The sequence below is a fragment of the Streptomyces sp. NPDC015127 genome, assembly GCF_043080095.1.
Taxonomy (GTDB): domain Bacteria; phylum Actinomycetota; class Actinomycetes; order Streptomycetales; family Streptomycetaceae; genus Streptomyces.
In genome coordinates, this window is the sequence record NZ_JBIBVE010000046.1 from 1 (window position 1) to 15,717 (window position 15,717).

9 protein-coding genes and 5 pseudogenes are annotated in these 15,717 nt (G+C 62.7%); 9 read left to right on the forward strand and 5 right to left on the reverse strand.

The annotated features are described in order from the left end of the window. Positions 1–213: transposase family protein (locus ACF08N_RS36615; protein ID WP_392329050.1), on the forward strand; the 213-nt coding region annotated here is incomplete at its 5' end. Between the two features lie 624 nt (positions 214–837). Next, positions 838–1,539, forward strand: coding sequence for a hypothetical protein (locus tag ACF08N_RS36620; RefSeq protein WP_392329051.1), 702 nt, complete (start codon positions 838–840; stop codon positions 1,537–1,539). Positions 1,540–1,976: 437 nt separating this feature from the next. On the opposite strand, the gene ACF08N_RS36625 is transcribed toward ACF08N_RS36620, so the two are convergent. Both ACF08N_RS36625 and ACF08N_RS36630 read right to left on the reverse strand, forming a co-directional pair. Beyond that, entirely contained in the window at positions 1,977–2,450 is a 474-nt protein-coding gene (locus tag ACF08N_RS36625) for a hypothetical protein (RefSeq protein WP_392329052.1), read from the reverse strand. Between the two features lie 337 nt (positions 2,451–2,787). After that, positions 2,788–3,021 carry a hypothetical protein gene (locus ACF08N_RS36630; protein WP_392329053.1) on the reverse strand — a complete coding sequence of 78 codons (234 nt, stop codon included), beginning with the start codon at positions 3,019–3,021 and terminating at the stop codon, positions 2,788–2,790. A gap of 224 nt (positions 3,022–3,245) precedes the next feature. On the opposite strand from ACF08N_RS36630, the pseudogene ACF08N_RS36635 reads away from it, so the two are divergent. The 6 genes and pseudogenes from ACF08N_RS36635 to ACF08N_RS36660 all read left to right on the forward strand — a co-directional run bounded on the left by ACF08N_RS36635 (position 3,246) and on the right by ACF08N_RS36660 (position 10,332). After that, positions 3,246–3,920, forward strand: a pseudogene (locus ACF08N_RS36635) (IS5 family transposase). A 27-nt stretch (positions 3,921–3,947) separates the two neighbouring features. Next, positions 3,948–4,451: pseudogene (locus tag ACF08N_RS36640) on the forward strand (IS5 family transposase); the annotation flags it as partial. A gap of 47 nt (positions 4,452–4,498) precedes the next feature. Continuing rightward, positions 4,499–5,271: pseudogene (locus tag ACF08N_RS36645) on the forward strand (transposase family protein). 607 nt (positions 5,272–5,878) lie between these two features. After that, complete coding sequence (locus tag ACF08N_RS36650; RefSeq protein WP_392329054.1) at positions 5,879–6,874, forward strand: tetratricopeptide repeat protein; 996 nt, start codon at positions 5,879–5,881, stop codon at positions 6,872–6,874. Positions 6,875–6,987: 113 nt separating this feature from the next. Next, positions 6,988–8,259: an MFS transporter gene (locus ACF08N_RS36655; RefSeq protein WP_392329055.1), complete on the forward strand. Its 1,272-nt coding sequence runs from the start codon at positions 6,988–6,990 to the stop codon at positions 8,257–8,259. An 872-nt stretch (positions 8,260–9,131) separates the two neighbouring features. Beyond that, positions 9,132–10,332 (forward strand): annotated as a pseudogene (locus ACF08N_RS36660) (IS110 family transposase). Between the two features lie 37 nt (positions 10,333–10,369). Here the strand turns inward: ACF08N_RS36660 and ACF08N_RS36665 are convergent. The 3 genes and pseudogenes from ACF08N_RS36665 to ACF08N_RS36675 form a co-directional block, all read right to left on the reverse strand. Then, a pseudogene (locus ACF08N_RS36665) lies at positions 10,370–10,711 on the reverse strand (helix-turn-helix domain-containing protein); the annotation flags it as partial. A 352-nt stretch (positions 10,712–11,063) separates the two neighbouring features. Then, positions 11,064–11,681, reverse strand: coding sequence for a methyltransferase domain-containing protein (locus tag ACF08N_RS36670; RefSeq protein WP_392329056.1), 618 nt, complete (start codon positions 11,679–11,681; stop codon positions 11,064–11,066). A 165-nt stretch (positions 11,682–11,846) separates the two neighbouring features. After that, positions 11,847–12,443, reverse strand: a complete 597-nt coding sequence (locus ACF08N_RS36675) for a hypothetical protein (RefSeq protein WP_392329057.1) — start codon at positions 12,441–12,443, stop codon at positions 11,847–11,849. Between the two features lie 1,130 nt (positions 12,444–13,573). On the opposite strand from ACF08N_RS36675, the gene ACF08N_RS36680 reads away from it, so the two are divergent. Further along, positions 13,574–13,867 carry a hypothetical protein gene (locus ACF08N_RS36680; protein ID WP_392329058.1) on the forward strand — a complete coding sequence of 98 codons (294 nt, stop codon included), beginning with the start codon at positions 13,574–13,576 and terminating at the stop codon, positions 13,865–13,867. The last annotated feature ends 1,850 nt before the right edge of the window (positions 13,868–15,717 follow it).

Consider the following 15,717-nt stretch of genomic DNA (forward strand, 5'->3'; position numbering starts at 1 on the left):
ACCGTTCGCACCCCCTACTACCACCACCGCGAACAACCCGAGCACTACCAGGAGTTCAACCGTGATCACGCCCGGCTGCGGGCTCCTGGAGAACGTGCCTTCGCACAGCTGAAGACCTGGCGACTGCTCCGGCGGGCCAGATGCTCCACCCGCCGCATCGGCACCATCGTCCAGGCCGTCCACACCCTCATGACCTGCACGCATTCAGGATGAAAGAGGTTCACTGACGACGACGTGGTGGCAGCGGAGGGACGTGGGCAACCGGCACTACGAGACTCATGCCAGTGGTCTATCTGCTGGCTGACGCGCGCCCCTCGGCGGGCACCTTTCGTGTGACCATGCGAGTGACTGACCCGCCGTCCTCCCGCATACGAGCAGGCCAGTCCGGCAAAGTCCGACCCAGCACCTCCGTCGCGATCAGGATGGCGGACATGGATGTGCTAATCGAGACTGCTTGTTGAGCCACTCAAGGGCAGACGCCGACTGGCAGCCATCGAGCTCCTCGAGTCGGTTGGCCACTGATCGGGTGATGGGCGAGGACCTCCCAGACGATCGAGCGAGAGTGACGACCCCGGACGTAGCGAACACCACGTACTCGGCACCGGCAAATGACTGCGGCACGACTATTCAGATCCTTGCCTGTTGGCTGGTGTTTCCCCCTCCGACCGCTGGAGCGGCGCGTAGCGCCGGTGAAGCTGTGGCTGAGGCGTCTCCCGGAACGTCAGCTACCTCGTCCCTGTTCCCCGCTTCTGCGGCATTGAGTGCCCCTCAGTTCGCCGCAGGATGCGGTCTGGGAATCATCGGCACTTTTGTGACGTTCCCGGCAAGGAGCCCGAGATGGGTACTGCTTACTCTTTCTTCAGACTCCTGCTGCCTTTAGGTTTATTCCCCCAGCTCCAGCGTCTGCAGACGAGAAGGAGAGTGTCACTAATGAATTCTGGCGTTCCACTCCGCGGTAAGATCACTACCTCTATCACTGTCGGCCTGATCGCCATCGCAGCACTTCCCTTGAGCGCTTCTCCCGCTGCTGCCGCCGGAGGTGCGCGATTTGAAGAATTCAAGGCATATGCGGCAACGAGCGAAGAAGGTGGAGACAGTCCTTATTTTGCAGTGTTCATTGGCCGCCCCAATGGGACCTCCGAAGTTACACTAATAAGAAAGTCCTGGTGGGATAACAATGTCGACGACGACTACCGGTCGGTTCCACAGCACCTCATTACCTCATATACTCCCAATGGCTCACTGATTGTTGTCACGCTGATTGAGGAAGATGTCGATCCAGATCTGGGAAGCGCGCAAGTAACCAGCCTCAGGGAGGCCATGGGGAACTACTGGGAGGACTTCCATCAGAGCAGCCCGCAGGAAAGGGTGAGTAAAATGAAGTATGCCATGAATGCTGGGATAGGTGCACGGCTCGGTAATGACGACCTGCTCGCCACCGATGCAGAGTGGGTTAATACACAGTCTGGCTGGCTCCCGGCCTTCGAATTCAATAACAACAACGCTTTCCTTTACAAGGCATGGATTCGCATAGTTTAGCGACATTGGGTTCTCTCCGGCCGACGCAGTGCCCATATCTCCTCGTAAGCTACTCGAGGGAATCTGTGGAGATGCCACTCGCAGAGGCTGTGACTCGCAGGGCGGCGTGCCTCAGTCGCTGACCGCCCGGCTGGACAGAGGCTCTGCGGACTAGGGCTGAGGTTTTCAAGGCGGGGTCGATGAGTGGAGTGTTGGAACCCTTAACGGAATGATCTCCGCAGTGGTTTGATCACTCCGGAGACTGACACCTCGGGGTGCGATCCCAGCAGTCCTTTCGGTGAAGATACTAGCCGACACGGCAGAAAGCCCCGATTCGCACAGCAGGACGTCACCTACAGTGTGCCCTTCGGCTCCCTGGCCTCCATGCGTTCGATGACGGCAATTCCTGCGCGATCCATGCCTACTACGGCCGCATGCCGTGGGACGCAAGGTCGTCGTCATCGAGGGAGATCCTGGTCAGCCAGCGCCGAGGAGGTGAGTTTGGCGGACATTCTCCTGGCGGCATTCAGTGCCTGCTTCTCCACACGAGACGCATCGGCCGCGTTCGAGTAGACAGCTCTGACTCTGGCAGAAATGTTTCCCTGAGTGAAAACGATGGTGTATTCGCGGGCTGTGCGCGTGAAATCCTCATCTGGAGATGGCGTGTACGTGAAGTGCGCTGTCATCTCGCGTGCAAGGGAAGCGCCTGGAATAGCTGTAGTTGGCCCTCCGGAGATGAAATCTGCGCGATACGCCACGGCCCCGTTGGGGTTTCTCGCGTAGCCGGTCTTGTGGCACTTGAGTAAGATCTCGAAGTACTTGACAGCAGCCTCGGCGGCTCTGCTGCTGTTCCACGAGAAGGCTGCCGAACTCACCCACGCCAGACTCTTCGCGGTGCTTTCGTCGGCAAGGACCTCCCGCTCGAAGGTCATGGAAGCATGACTGTTTTCCCTCTGGTTCCCTCCACAGTCAGGGGGTGCATCCTCGTACTCGTGCCATCGAGCATCACTTCGTTCGGACACCCTTTCGGGATATCCCCAGTCGGAAGCCGACAGTACGACCTTGCGCACCTGCTCAGCAGGAGTCTCCTTCGCCGGTTTTGTGTTCTGGGCAGTGTCTTTCCGTGGAGAGGCTGCAGGCGGGACGCTTGGTCCCCTGAATTCCTCGGGCTCCGGCGGTGATGAGCAGCTTGAGACGAACAGCAACGGAGCGACTGCTCCGACAGCTATGAGGCGAGGTGAGTGCATGGTTGCGACCAATCGAGGACAGCTACTCGGTAAGGCCGAATTCCGCGCGCAGCAGCACCTGGAAGATGCGCTCCGATAGGGTTCCGGCGAGCAGTTCGGGTGGCTGGGTAGGGATCGAATCCGCTGAAGGATCCCAGAAGCCAGTGGCTTTAGAGCGCCGTATGTGTTGTAGCGTGCGGAGATCCTGCTCGCGGCGCGGTGCGAGCATCGTCTTCATCTCTTCGAAGCCAGCACAGGAGAACGGAATGGGCGCCATCGAGGTTCCTCCAGTTGCCTCCCCTGAGGCCAGCGGCGAAGCGCAGCTCGCGAACCGCCCGGGCGCTGGTACAGGACGCGGGCACCGCCATATTCACTGTGGAGTTGGAGGGGCTGAAGAGTATTTGGCACTCAACTTCTGTACGGAGAATGTCGGGGCGCGCCGCCCCACGACTGGCCGTTGAAGCAGCTGGCCTGGAACTCTGCTTGAGGGGCACATAGGGACTGACCGGCCGACGCCAACCAGTAGATCACCGCCGGGTTCTCGAGGGCATCTTGTTCACGTTCCGGACCGGTGTGCCCTGGAGGGATCTGCCCGAGCGGTTCGGGCTCTGGCAGACGGTGCGCGGACGCTTTGCCCGCTGGGCGGCCGACGGCACCTTCGGCCGGCTCCTGCCCGGAGCCCAGATCAAGGGGGGTTGAGGAAGGAGGACTCGGGCGCTCCCATAGCGGGCTGACCAGCAAGATCCCCCTGGCCTGCGACGGGGGCGACCGCTGTCTGTCACGGTCACGGCCGGTACCCGCGACGACTGCACGCAGGCCGAGGCGGTCATCGACCGCATCCGTGTCACGCGGCCCGGGCCGGGACGGACCCGCGTCCGGCCGGATCAGGTGGTGGCGGACAAGGGCTACTCGGCCCGCTCCTTCCGCGCCTGCCTGCGCAGACGCGGAATCAAGGCGGCCATCCCCGGAACGCGTGGACCAACTCGCGGGCCGGCGCCGACACCGTGAACGGCCATACGGCTTCGACAAGGCCGTCTACCGCACTCGCAACGTCGTCGAACGCTGCTTCCACCGCCCCAAGCAGCCACGCGGCATCGCCACCCGTTACGAGAAACAGCCGGCCGCCACCTCACCGCCATCACCCAGACCAGCACAGTCATCTGGCTCGACCCGTGAACCATCGCACGCTCGGGTGGACACGACGCGGCCGTCGACGGCTCCCATGTCCGGGCCCTCAAAGGGGGGCTCACACCGGACCTTCGCCGGTCGACCGCGCGCGCCCGGGCAGCAAGCACCACCTGATCACCGACCGGCACGGCACCCCGTTGGCCGTCTCGCTGACCAGCGGAAACCCGGCACGACGTCACTCAGCTGATGCCCCTGCTGCACGCGATACCCCCCATCCGAGGGGTCCGCGGGCGGCCGCGACACCGACCGGGCCGGCTGTTCGCCGACCGCGGCTACGACTACGACATGTACCGCCGCCTCCTCCGCGCCCGAGGCATCACACCGAAGATCGCCCGCAAGGGCACCGCCCACGGCTCGGGTTTGGGCAGGACCCGCTGGGTGGTCGAGCGGACCTTCGCGTGGCTCCACCAGTTCAAGCGGCTGCGGATCCGCTACGAGATACGCGCCGATCTCCACCTCAGCCTGCTTCAACTCGCCTGCAGCATCATCTGTTTGAGGCGACTCCGAACCTCATTCTGAAACGATCAGTAAAGTGCAGAGGGCTTTCAGGCGGGCATTTCTCCTGTATGGGTGGGGTGTTGAGGGCTGAGCCGTTGTGGGTGGAGACGTTCACAGGGTTGCGGATGCGGCAGTTCGAGCGGCTGGTGAAGGTGGTGCGGGAGCGGGGCGGAGACGGTCCTGGTGGTGGCCGGCCGTGGTGCCTGCCGCTGGCGGACCGGGTGCTGCTGGTGGCCGTCTACTACCGGGACGAACCTCTCCATGCGGCAGCTCGGGCCGCTGTTCGGCTGCTCGTCGGCGACTGTGTGCCGCGTCATTCAGTGGCTGCGGCCACTGCTGGCCATCGAGCCGGCATCCCGGCCCGTCAACACGGTCGAGCGGTTGTGGATTGTGGACGGCACCCTGGTCCCGGTCCGCGACCGGAAGGTCGGTGCCTCCTCACGCAACTACCGGTTCTCGGCGGACGTGCGGGTCATCATCGACGCCGACGCGAAGCTGGTGGTCGCCGTTGGCCCGGCCGGTGCCGGGCACCACCGCGGATGCGAAGGCGTGGCGGGACTCCGGCCTGGCCCGGCACTGCCAGGGCGTGACCGTGCTGGGCGACGGCGCCTACATCAACACCGGACTCGTCGTCCCGCACCGCAAACGCCCGGACCGGGCCCTGCTGCCGGGTGAGGAAGCTGACAACGCCCAGCACCGCAGGGTCCGGGCCCGCGTCGAGCACGCCTTCGCCCGCATGAAGCACTACAAGATCCTCCGCGACTGCCGGCAGCGCGGCAGCGGCCTCCACCACGCGGTCCAGGCCGTCGCCCACATGCACAACCTCGCCCTCACCGCATGACCAGGCCGGGCCCGAATCCGGCTCTGACCTGCCCAGACACACCCTTATGCAACACGCTTTACTGTAGACCGTGTTGCATAAGGCTGCGCAACGAGCACGAAGGACGACCAATGCCGGCATCGCGCAACCGCGGCCAGCAAGGCGGCCGACCACTGGCCTTCGACCGCTACACCTACCGCCGACGCAACACCGTCGAGCGCTGCTTCAACCCGACTCAAGGCCTTCCAACGCATCGCAACCCGATACGAGAAGACCGCCACCCCGTACGAAGCAGCGCTCCCGCTGTGGGCAAGATCCGTTCGAAGACGGACCCTAGACCGCTGCTGGAGTGACCTGAGCATCGATTGCTCTGGTGGTCCCTGCCTAGGGAGAGTGAGAGTGGGCCACGTCAGGGGCTGATTACACGGCAACCGACACTACAAGCTCCACCCGCTACCTGAAGGAGCAGTTGATGATTTCGATGCACACTGTCGTGGCTGAGGAAGGTCCTGAGACGACCAACCACGCCGAGCCGGTGCAGTAACGGTCTGCAGCGGTTCGGGTGGGGTGCCGGGGGCTTACCCATCTTCCGGCACCCCATCCGAGGCATGGTGGAGGAGGCAGAGGGGTGGGCCAGGCTGAAGTTGCCCGGGCGAGCGCGGAGTTGCAACAAGGGCACGCACTGCTGCGGGAGGCGCGAGCGAATGAGGCGCTGGCTGTCAGTCGTGAGGTCGTCGGGGTCCTCACGCGAGAGTTGGGTGAGGATAGCCCGGACGTGGCGAATGCGCTGTTGTTGCGAGGTGAGGCATATCGCATGCTCGGGTGCGGCCGGGACAGTATGCGGGATCTGTTGCGAGCGGTGGCAATCACTCGGCCGCTGCGATCGGTTGGACCGTGTGACCGGCTGCATGGGCAGGCCTTGCGGGCAGTTGCCGATGGGATGTGGCGTGCTGGCCGGTATCGGGTCGCGGAGGTTTGGCTGAGGCACACGCTGCGTTTCGTTGAGGATCGCTTAGCGGATCGGCTGGAAGCGGCCCGTGTGAGGAATGTTCTCGGCGTAGTACTGCGATACGACGGCCGGCATTCGGCAGCTGAGCAGCAACTCCGTCATGCTTTGCAGGAGACTTGTCGTCCAGGGGGAGAGCGGCTGGCGGCAACAGTGCACCATAACCTTGCAGGGCTGCGCCTGGCACAGGGTGCTCTGGAGGACGCCGAGCATCATGCCCGCCGAGCACTTGAGCTGCGGCATGACGCAAAGGCAAGCAGCGTGCTGGCTGTCGCGGCGGATCAGCTGTGTCTGGCTGGTGTGCTCTCGGCGCGCGGACAGGGTGAACAGGCCCTGATGCTCGCACAGACAGCATTGCAGACCTATCGTGATCGGCTCGGTGATGAGCACGTCGAAATCGGCTACTGCCTCCATGTGCTAGCCCACGCGCAAGCGATCGAGGGCCATCGTCAGGCGGCCGCGGAATTGTACCGGAAGGCAATCGCTGTCAAGACCGGAGCGCTCGGCGCACACCACCCGGAGTTGGCCAACAGTTGGCGTGGTCTTGCATCGGTCGCCGATGGAAATGAACGCATCACAGCGCTGAGTCGTGCACAGTCCCTTTGCGAGCACTATTAGGCGCCCACGTTGGAACCGCACGATAGCGCTGCACAAAGCTTTCTAGCAGGCATGCGCTCCATAACAGCGCGGCGGATCACCGGTCGGTCCCCTCGAACAGGAAATCCGCAGGTATGACTGCTTCTCATGGTGAACGAATCCGCATCCGCTTCCAAACGCGTTATGGGGTTCTACCTGCCGGAACTAAAGGCCTGTTCAGTGCTCAGCTGATCTGCGCTGTGGGCAGTGGGATGACCACACCGATGCTGGTGATATATCTCCATACGATCCGTGGGCTTCCGTTGGCGTTGTCGGCCTCGATCAGCATGGTCGCTGCCCTGGTCAGCCTGGCCGGAAACCCAGCAGGCGGCTGGCTGGCTGATCGTAGCGGCGCCCGGGCCACCAGCGTCCTCGGCCTGCTCATTGCGGCCAGCGGCACCGGCGCACTCGCTCCAGTCACCACCAGTGGATGGGCCATTGGTGCCGTGGCGCTGCTGGGCCTGGGACTATCCATCGCCTACCCCGCCCTCAACGCCCTGCTCGGCCACCTCGCACCGGCCGACTCCCTCAACAAGAGTTTTGCGCTCCAGTACATGCTCAGGAACATCGGTTACGGCGTCGGTGGTTTGGCCGCCGCCGTGATCGCGGGCAGGGCAAGCCCCGGTATTTTCCAACTCCTCTACCTTATCGACGCGCTGTCGTTCATCGCCGCAGCGGGCCTCGTACTGCGAGTGCCTACCCGCGGCAGAGCAGCCGCAGCCCCGGAGCAGGCCAAATCGCAAGGGCCACTGGAATCCTTCACCGTCGTCATGCGCGACTCAAGATTCCGCCGACTGTGGCTCATCAACCTTGCCATTTCTATCATCGCCTTTAGCCAACTCCACACCGGCTTCGTCGCTTACGCCACCACCTACACCCACGTCACCCCCCGAATCATCGGCATCGCCTACCTTGCCAACACCCTCACCGTCATCCTCGCCCAAATGCCCATCCTTACAGTAGTGAACAAGCGGGCCCGCCCCACTGTGCTGACCGCGCTATGCACCTGCATGACCATCCCCATCGCCCTCGTATATACCAGCGCCCACACCCCACGTATCATCGGCATTCTTCTTTTAATCACTGCACCAGCCATCCTTGCCATCGGCGAAACTCTCTACGCCGCCAGCATCCCCGCCATGGTAAACGAGTTCGCCCCATCCCACCTACGCGGCCAATATAACGGCGCTCTCATCCTCGCCTTCACCGTAGGCAACCTTCTCGGCCCTGCCATCAGTGGCTTTCTCCTCAGCTCCCACCTACCCCTCCCATGGATCCTGATCATGCTCACTATCTCCCTCATCGCCATAGGAGCAGCAGCCCTTACCTCCTCACGAGCAAAATTGGGCGCTCACTCATGGAAATGAACTGCGCGCTTAACGAAGTGAACGAATTATCGCCCCAGCTTTCGACTACCTGGTGAGGTCGAACCGCGTACGGCTGACACGCCCTTCGCTCCGGGCCGACAATTATGCGATCGCGTCTGTTTAGACGTCACAGTTATGCAAGTACTGTGACAGAGATCGGCAGCGTGAGGAAGCCCGCGGAGCGGCCGTTTCCGCCGAGCGGTAACAGTGATGGGGTATGGACCGATGAGCCCGCGAGCAAAGGCATGTCCATCGGCAGCAGTTGGAGGAGCACGCAGGTAACACGCAGCCTAGAAGCGCGGCCCCCACGGCTAACGAATCACAGCGGCGGCTGATGACGGCACGCCGGTAGTACGGCACCGCCGTACCGCCGTACCGCCGTACCGCCGTACCGCGGTTCACGGGCGTTCCCGAGCAGGTCTTGGATCCCCCTGACGGAGGAGCATGCTTCGGGGGCTGGGCGGCTGTCTGAGAATCGTTGACCAGTGCGAGCTCAGGCAGGCTGGACGCCCGCGCGGCAAGGGTCGGTGCGAGCGGAGTAGAAGCTGTTCCGCCACGCGACTGTTCGTTCCAAGGAGTGGGAGACCGCGAGTCAGTGGCTGAAGTGCCTGTCTGTTGTGGGTTTTGCGGCGGAGACGGCCGAGGGAGAAGGACAGCCATTCCGGTAGATAAGCCCGCCCCCCGCCCCGTTATCTTCTTCGCGGTCCTGCAAGAGGGCCGCTGCCTCCGGGCCCGAGGGGTGCCGATGGAGACGCTGATAAGAGGTCCGACCACCGCCCCGCCGAGCGCAACGCCCGGCATCTCCGGCGGCAGGTCTGCATAACGTGGATGCGCGAGTACGGCGCCACCACCGCACCACAGTGGGGAACACGATGTTCGACACCAGCGACATAGGCGTCTTTCTCGGCCTGGACGTCGGCAAGAGCGCCCACCACGGGCACGGGCTGACTCCAGCAGGGAAGAAGGTCTTCGACAAGCGGTTACCCAACAGCGAGCCGAAGCTGCGGGGCTGTGTTCGACAAGCTGACCACAAAAATTCGGCACCGTGCTGCTGATCGCGGACCAGCCCGCCTCCATCGGAGCCCTCGCGCTCACCGTCGCCCGCGACGCCGGCTGCGAGGTCGCCTACCTGCCGGGGCTAGCGATGCGGCGGATCGCTGATCTTTACCCCGCTCTAGGCGAAGACGGACGCGAAGGACGCCGCGGTCATCGCGGACGCCGCCCGCACCATGACCCACACCCTGCGCTCGCTGGAACTGACCGACGAGATCACCGCCGAACTCACCGTGCTGGTCGGCTTCGACCAGGACCTTGCGGCCGAGGCCACCCGCACCTCCAACCGCATCCGTTGGCCTGCTCACCCAGTTCCACCCGTCGCTGGAGCGTGTCCTCGGGCCACGCCTGGACCACCCGGCGGTGACCTGGCTGCTGGAACGCTACGGATCTCGGCCACTTTACGGAAAGCCGGACGCCGCCGCCTCGTCGAAGTGATCCGGCCCAAGGCTCCACGCATGGCAGCCCGGTTGATCGACGAGGTCTTTGACACCCTGGACGAGCAGACCGTCGTCGTTCGGGCACGGGCACCTTCGACATCGTCGTGCCGTCCCTGGCCCGCTCGCTCGCAGCCATCTACGAACAGCGCCGGGCTCTGGAAGCCCAGATCAACACCCTGCTGGAGGAGCACCCTCTTTCGCAGGTTCTGACGTCGATGCCTGGGGTCGCGGTCAGGATCGCCGCTGTTCTGCTGGTCACCGTCGGCGACGGCACTAGCTTTCCCAGCGCCGCCCATCTTGCCTCCTACGCCGGCCTCGCCCTGACGACGAAGTCGTCGGGGACATCGATCCACGGCGAACACGCTCCCCGCGGCGGCAACCGGCAATTGAAGAGAGCGATGTTCCTGTCCGCGTTCGCGGCCCTGCACGATCCCGCCGCACCTACTACGACCGATGTCGCGCCAGAGGGAAGACCCACACGCAGGCTCTCCTCCGGCTCGCCCGGCACCGCATCAGCGTGCTGTTCGCCATGCTCCCCGACGGCACCTTCTACGAAGCCCGAACCCCTCGCCTCGCTTGACGAAGGACATAGAGGCACCTCCCGCCGGGCGGATTCCAGTGGAGGGGCTGCGGCCCAGTTCCGCTGCGATCTGCCGGATGCCGGCTTTCTCCCGCAGCCGGTCGGCGATGTGGATGCGTTCGTCCTCACGCAGATACCGTGACGGGCCGCAGACCTCTTCCGGCCTGTGTGCCGGAGGCAGCGGTCTGCGGCCCTGCTGCCCACGCGAACGGTCGCCGTTGCGCCACTTTTTGCCGGTGCGGACGTCGATCCCGACGATCCGGCAGGCTTCTCTGTTGCTGTAGCCCTGCTGCATGAGCTGGAAGTATGCGGCCCGTTCTCGGGTCAGCTTCTTCCGGCCCTGCGGCTTCGTCCGGTCCTTGCGGATCTCGAACTCCATGCCCCCTCAAGCTGGGGTGTTGCAACGACCGCTAGAACTCAAGCCGCGCCGACGCAGGCGCGCGGCTGTGGATCGTGCACGGGCGCCTGACTCCTCGGCGGCACCCACCACGAGGCCGACTCGCACTCCACCGCAACGTGCGGCTCCTTCGCCACAGGGCCTTCACTGTTCTGGGCCCACACACGCCCTCGTCCTGGCGGCCATTTGCGGCGGCTGGGCACCAGGGCGTTCGTGCGCGACGGCACCCAAGACCGGCACACCCCGCATCACTGGCCGGCCGGGAGCAGGGTGCCGCCGTGCGGATGGCGGTATCAGGCGCTTTGGAAACGGTTCCTCGGCTCACAGCTCGTGGTTACGCTCTCTTTACAATTAGAGTACTGCCGCCGCCCCTGACGAACTGGTATTCAGATGCTGCGACCTCAGTATAATGTCCTTGTGACTCAAGTTCGGATCGGAGTCTTCCGAGTAGAGGCCACGGTTCCCCGGCAGTGGATACAAACGGATGGATCCGGAGCTCGCCCCGTGTGACTCTCATCATTTCCTTGACCGCGGACAGATGGCCGGCGTAATCAAAATGGTCTGGATAAACGAAGAGTAAGTGGCTGGACAAGACGAGATCGAAGGATTCGTCTTCGAGCGGCAGGTGCGGGAGGGATCCGCATATGTAGCGGGACGGATTCTCTCTGAAGTCAAGGAGAAACCTCTCTCGCGCACGACGCAAGGAGCCTTCATATAAATCCAGTGATCCGATGTAGCTCTTGTCGATCAAGTGCGGATTGGCTCGAAAATACGCCATGCCTCTCTCTAGCTCGGCAAGTGAAATATCGGAAACTTCATGCAGATCGCCGGAGTAGATGGGGTCGACGGAGGTGACGTCGCATATTCCGCGGAGCTCTGCGGCGAAAGAAGAGGATCCGGAAGGGCAGTCGAGAACAGATCCCTCCAACTGGTCCGGCGTGAGGGTGAACATGGCGCGGTAGTCACGTAAAGAGCGCGGGCTTACGCCAATTTCCCCGATTCCGCGGGCAGACACACTTGTACCCCTTTTCGTCGTACCTTGACTTCTCTAGAGCGATCGCCTGGACCTTAGCTGCGGTGTATCAGAATGCCGCAAAAACGGCTCGTCCACCGTCAATTACTGAAAGATCGCAGGGTCGGATGGTCTGGCTGGTGATGAAAGTTCAGCCACGCGGTTGCAAAGAAGGGTTATCATCGTCCATCCCTTTTTCAGGAGTTCAACGACTTCTCCGACTTCCCAGTCATTCCTGTGCTCTAGTACCTTGTATCCCATTTCCAGGTGCTCTTGATCGGCTTCATCGTGCAGCGCAAAGTATTCGTTTCCCTTGAAGGCGGATGCGCCTGCCTGGTGGAATACCATGCCTGACCCTTCCAGGACTAAGTGAGCCAAGACCGCTTTCAGAGTCCCAGGGAGTACAGTCATCTGGTCGATGAACCAAGAAGACACCGCTTCGATGACTGGGTCCCAGGCCGGCGGATCGATACCGTTTCGGGATTTCGCGAGAAGCTCATTGTGGCCGAGCTCTTCTTTCATATGTTCCTGTGCTAAGTCCCGCAGCTTCTTGTCGCTTTCGCTGGCCACGCGGGCGGCGATCACCCTCTGGAAGGCGTCCGACCAAGGCTGGAGGTGGCAGAGGATCCGACTCTTGGTGCCCGGACCGGTGATGTCTGAGGAAACCTGGCGGACAAGGGCGCTCCGCGAGAAGCTGTCCATGAGGTCTTGGTTGGTCTTGACAACGAATTCAACGCTTGGCTGCATGGTATGCCTCCGGGTTATTGGCGGAATCTAGGACGTTTTCCGGTTCTACGGTTCGAGTCGCTCACGCCTGGGGATGTTTACCCCTGGGGATGCGGCAGATCAGGCGGGGTATGAGCCGAGCGGCTTTCGAGCAGCTTGGGCATCAATCCTGGTCCGGCGGAAACCTCGCCAGCTGAGCAATCGTTACTCAAAGAGAGGGCAAGTACTCCGGGGGAGGGCGATATCGTGATCACATGCTGGATGTCACGCCACGCAGGCCAGCTCGCAATTGCACGATTGGCTGGGAAGTGGCGGTGGATGTGGCCGCTCAGGTGGCGAAGATGCTTGGGGCGCTGTGATGCTGCCTCGACGCGACACTCGCGGCTCGAGTCTCTCTGCGTCGGGGGCAGTTACTTTGGCCTCAGATGGGGGCGGCGTTCAACAAGTCAGGCAGCAGCGCCAGCAGAACAGCTTGTGATGGCCTCTCTCTTCCAATCAGACAGACCCCTCAGCTGCCCGGTGTGCGGAGCCAGCGCCCTCGTGCTCGACCGTGTGCTGGGTTCCCGCTTGGAAGTAGCCGTAGACCTCGATGACTGGTTTGGAGCCCGTTGACGATCTGCGGAACCTTGAGCCATTTCAGTATTGACGTTCTAGAATGAGGAAGGCTTTGGCTGCTGACGTGAGCGGCTGGGCGGCAGCGGGCAGGGGAAATCTGCCTGCGATGATCTATCCCCTTCGACCTCGTCCCGTGGTACAGCTTGACCATACAGAAACGACAGACCCCGAAGGGCGAGCGGGCCTTGGCCTAGCGCCGGGACCTGGATTCGTGGTGGGGACTGGCTGAGCGTGCGGCCGCGAAGCGAGCAGTCTCCTGCTCGCAGCCACGCCACGGCTGTAGCGGGCTGCAGCCATCAGCTGTTGAAGCACATCGCACCATGCTCGTCAGGGCACGAGTTCAGACTCGCAACATAGAATCGCCAGATAGCACCAGTGGATGGAATATGAGAACACGGATTTCCTGGATCCTCCCAGCGGCTTTGGCCGGCCTGTGCTGCGCATGCACCTCTGATATTGAAGGAGAAATGAGGAGTTCCCCAGAAGGGCGCGTGACGGATTTCTACGCCACAGCGGCCCTGAGCGGAAAGAACCTTGATGAATTCTATGGGGTGTGTGCTGCGGATGCCGACCGGCTACGGGCAAACGACCTGTGGTCGGATATCAGTAAAGAGGAGTTAGGTAATCGCGTTAAATTCGTCGCATCATCAGGGAGCCAGGAATCATCATCGATGAATCTTCTCATCGGGGAAGGGCGCAAAGTTGTAGTTCAGTTGAAGCTCGAGAACAAGGAGTGGAAAGTCTGCTCTGCCCTCTCAGGACACATACAGATAGAAGTTGACTAGTCGCTGTGACCGCATGGGTTCGCCGGTCTGAGGTCGTGCCACCTGGATGGCAGACCGTCTAGCTTCCCGAGCTATTCTTCCACCGTGAACGCTGCTGCCCGACGGCCCGCGAGACGATGACCGTCGACGGCGGCGCCGTCAAGAGCGGCCCCCTGGTTCGCCAATACCCGTACCCAGCACCGCGCCGGCAGCTCGACGCCGAACACGAACGCCTCATCGCCGCTCTCTTCGACGGCGACTGGACCGACGAAAGACCGCAGGCGAGCTTGTTTCAACTCTATGAGTCGTCCTGCACTCTCCCACGGCTCGGCTCCTGCTGTCAGCGAGGAACCGTTTCGATGCTGCTTCTCTGTACGCCGATGGTGGGGCCCGCGCCCCATTTGTCGTCGCGAAGGCCTCCGGGGCCCGGCGACAACACCGGAGGCCTTCGCATAGCCACTCCAACGGGAGCGCGTGGAGTCAGCACTCCAACTGTGCGCCGTGTCAACGCCATTTACTGTGCCGCCATGAGCTCAGCTCACCTGGATGGTCCTCCACCGGTTCGGCGACCGGGTCAGCCTGCCGACGGACAAATGCGAACGCCACCGGCAGGTCCCGCCTCTCTTGATGAGCGCAGGACAGACGGGACGGCCTGATCATGCGTGCTCCGGTTCAAGCTTTGAGCACATGGAGCGACGAAGGCCCGTTCTGGTCGGCACCGCAGAAGTGGCCCTTGTACGTATCGAGATCCGTGGAACGATGTCGCGTGGAGCTACGGATATCCCGGTAGTATGACGAGCCGGTCTGACGAATGCAATGATCGTGCTCCTTGCGGTCCGTCAGGTGTGCAGTGAGGGGGCGCCAGTTCTCAATTTGGCTATGCCGTGCTCGACGGGGATGCGGGCCGAGGAGTGGGTGAAGCGGGTGGCTTCGTGGTGGACCATGAGCCTGGCGCATCAGATTACACGCCTCTCGCAAATCACACGCACAGGTGGGTATGCAGCTTTGCTCGGCAAGGGAATTGCCTTTAAGGCAGCCCCCCCGCGAGGAGGTGTCTTTGTCCGTGAGCATCACTCGATTCCGAGACGGTTCAGGTTCCCATCGACGACGATTGACTACTCGGGCAGCCGATCACACGCCATCTGGGTTGGACCGCCAGCACGGTGGAGTGGGGTTCCTGGGCTGCCCCTGTCCAGTCGGGCAGCCCAGGGCAACGAGGAGGGAGCGGGGGAGCCTGTTTCTCCTTGCTGCGAAACAGATTCGATCATGGGATCAGCGAACTGCTTGAGTGATGAGCACTCACATGCAGGAACATTCTCACTTCGGCGAACGCCAGCGACGATGTGGGTTGGATGTGCTGGTGGATGGATTCCACCGTCTGCCGGGCGCACCAACATGCGGCGAGAGCCAGCACAAAGGGACCACCAGACCGGTCCGCATCCGGTACTCATGCACTCGGACGCTTCCCCGCGGCGGCTGAGCACAAAGGCCCACCTGGCCAGCGACGGCCAGGCATGGCCCCTGGCCTTCCACGTCACTGCGGGCCAGGCTGGTGAGGCACAGACCTTCGATGCGGGCATGGCCAGGATCTGGGGTCCAGGAAGTGGACTCAGGCGACCGAGAACCCGACCGGAGGCCGTCCCGGGGACCGGCGGACTCTTCCCGGCGAATCCGCGGGCACCTCCGCCGGCGCGTTTCAACAGCGTCTCGTAGGTGTACTCCGCTTCTTGCGCGGGGCCGGGGAGGTCGCGGCCGTCAACGGCTTCTGGTAGGACCTCTAAAAGAGCGTTTTGTCCTGGCGAAAGTGTTTGGTCCGAGGTTCATGTGTCGCGCCAGTTCGGGGTGGATTCGCGGGTGAGCCGTCGGCTCAT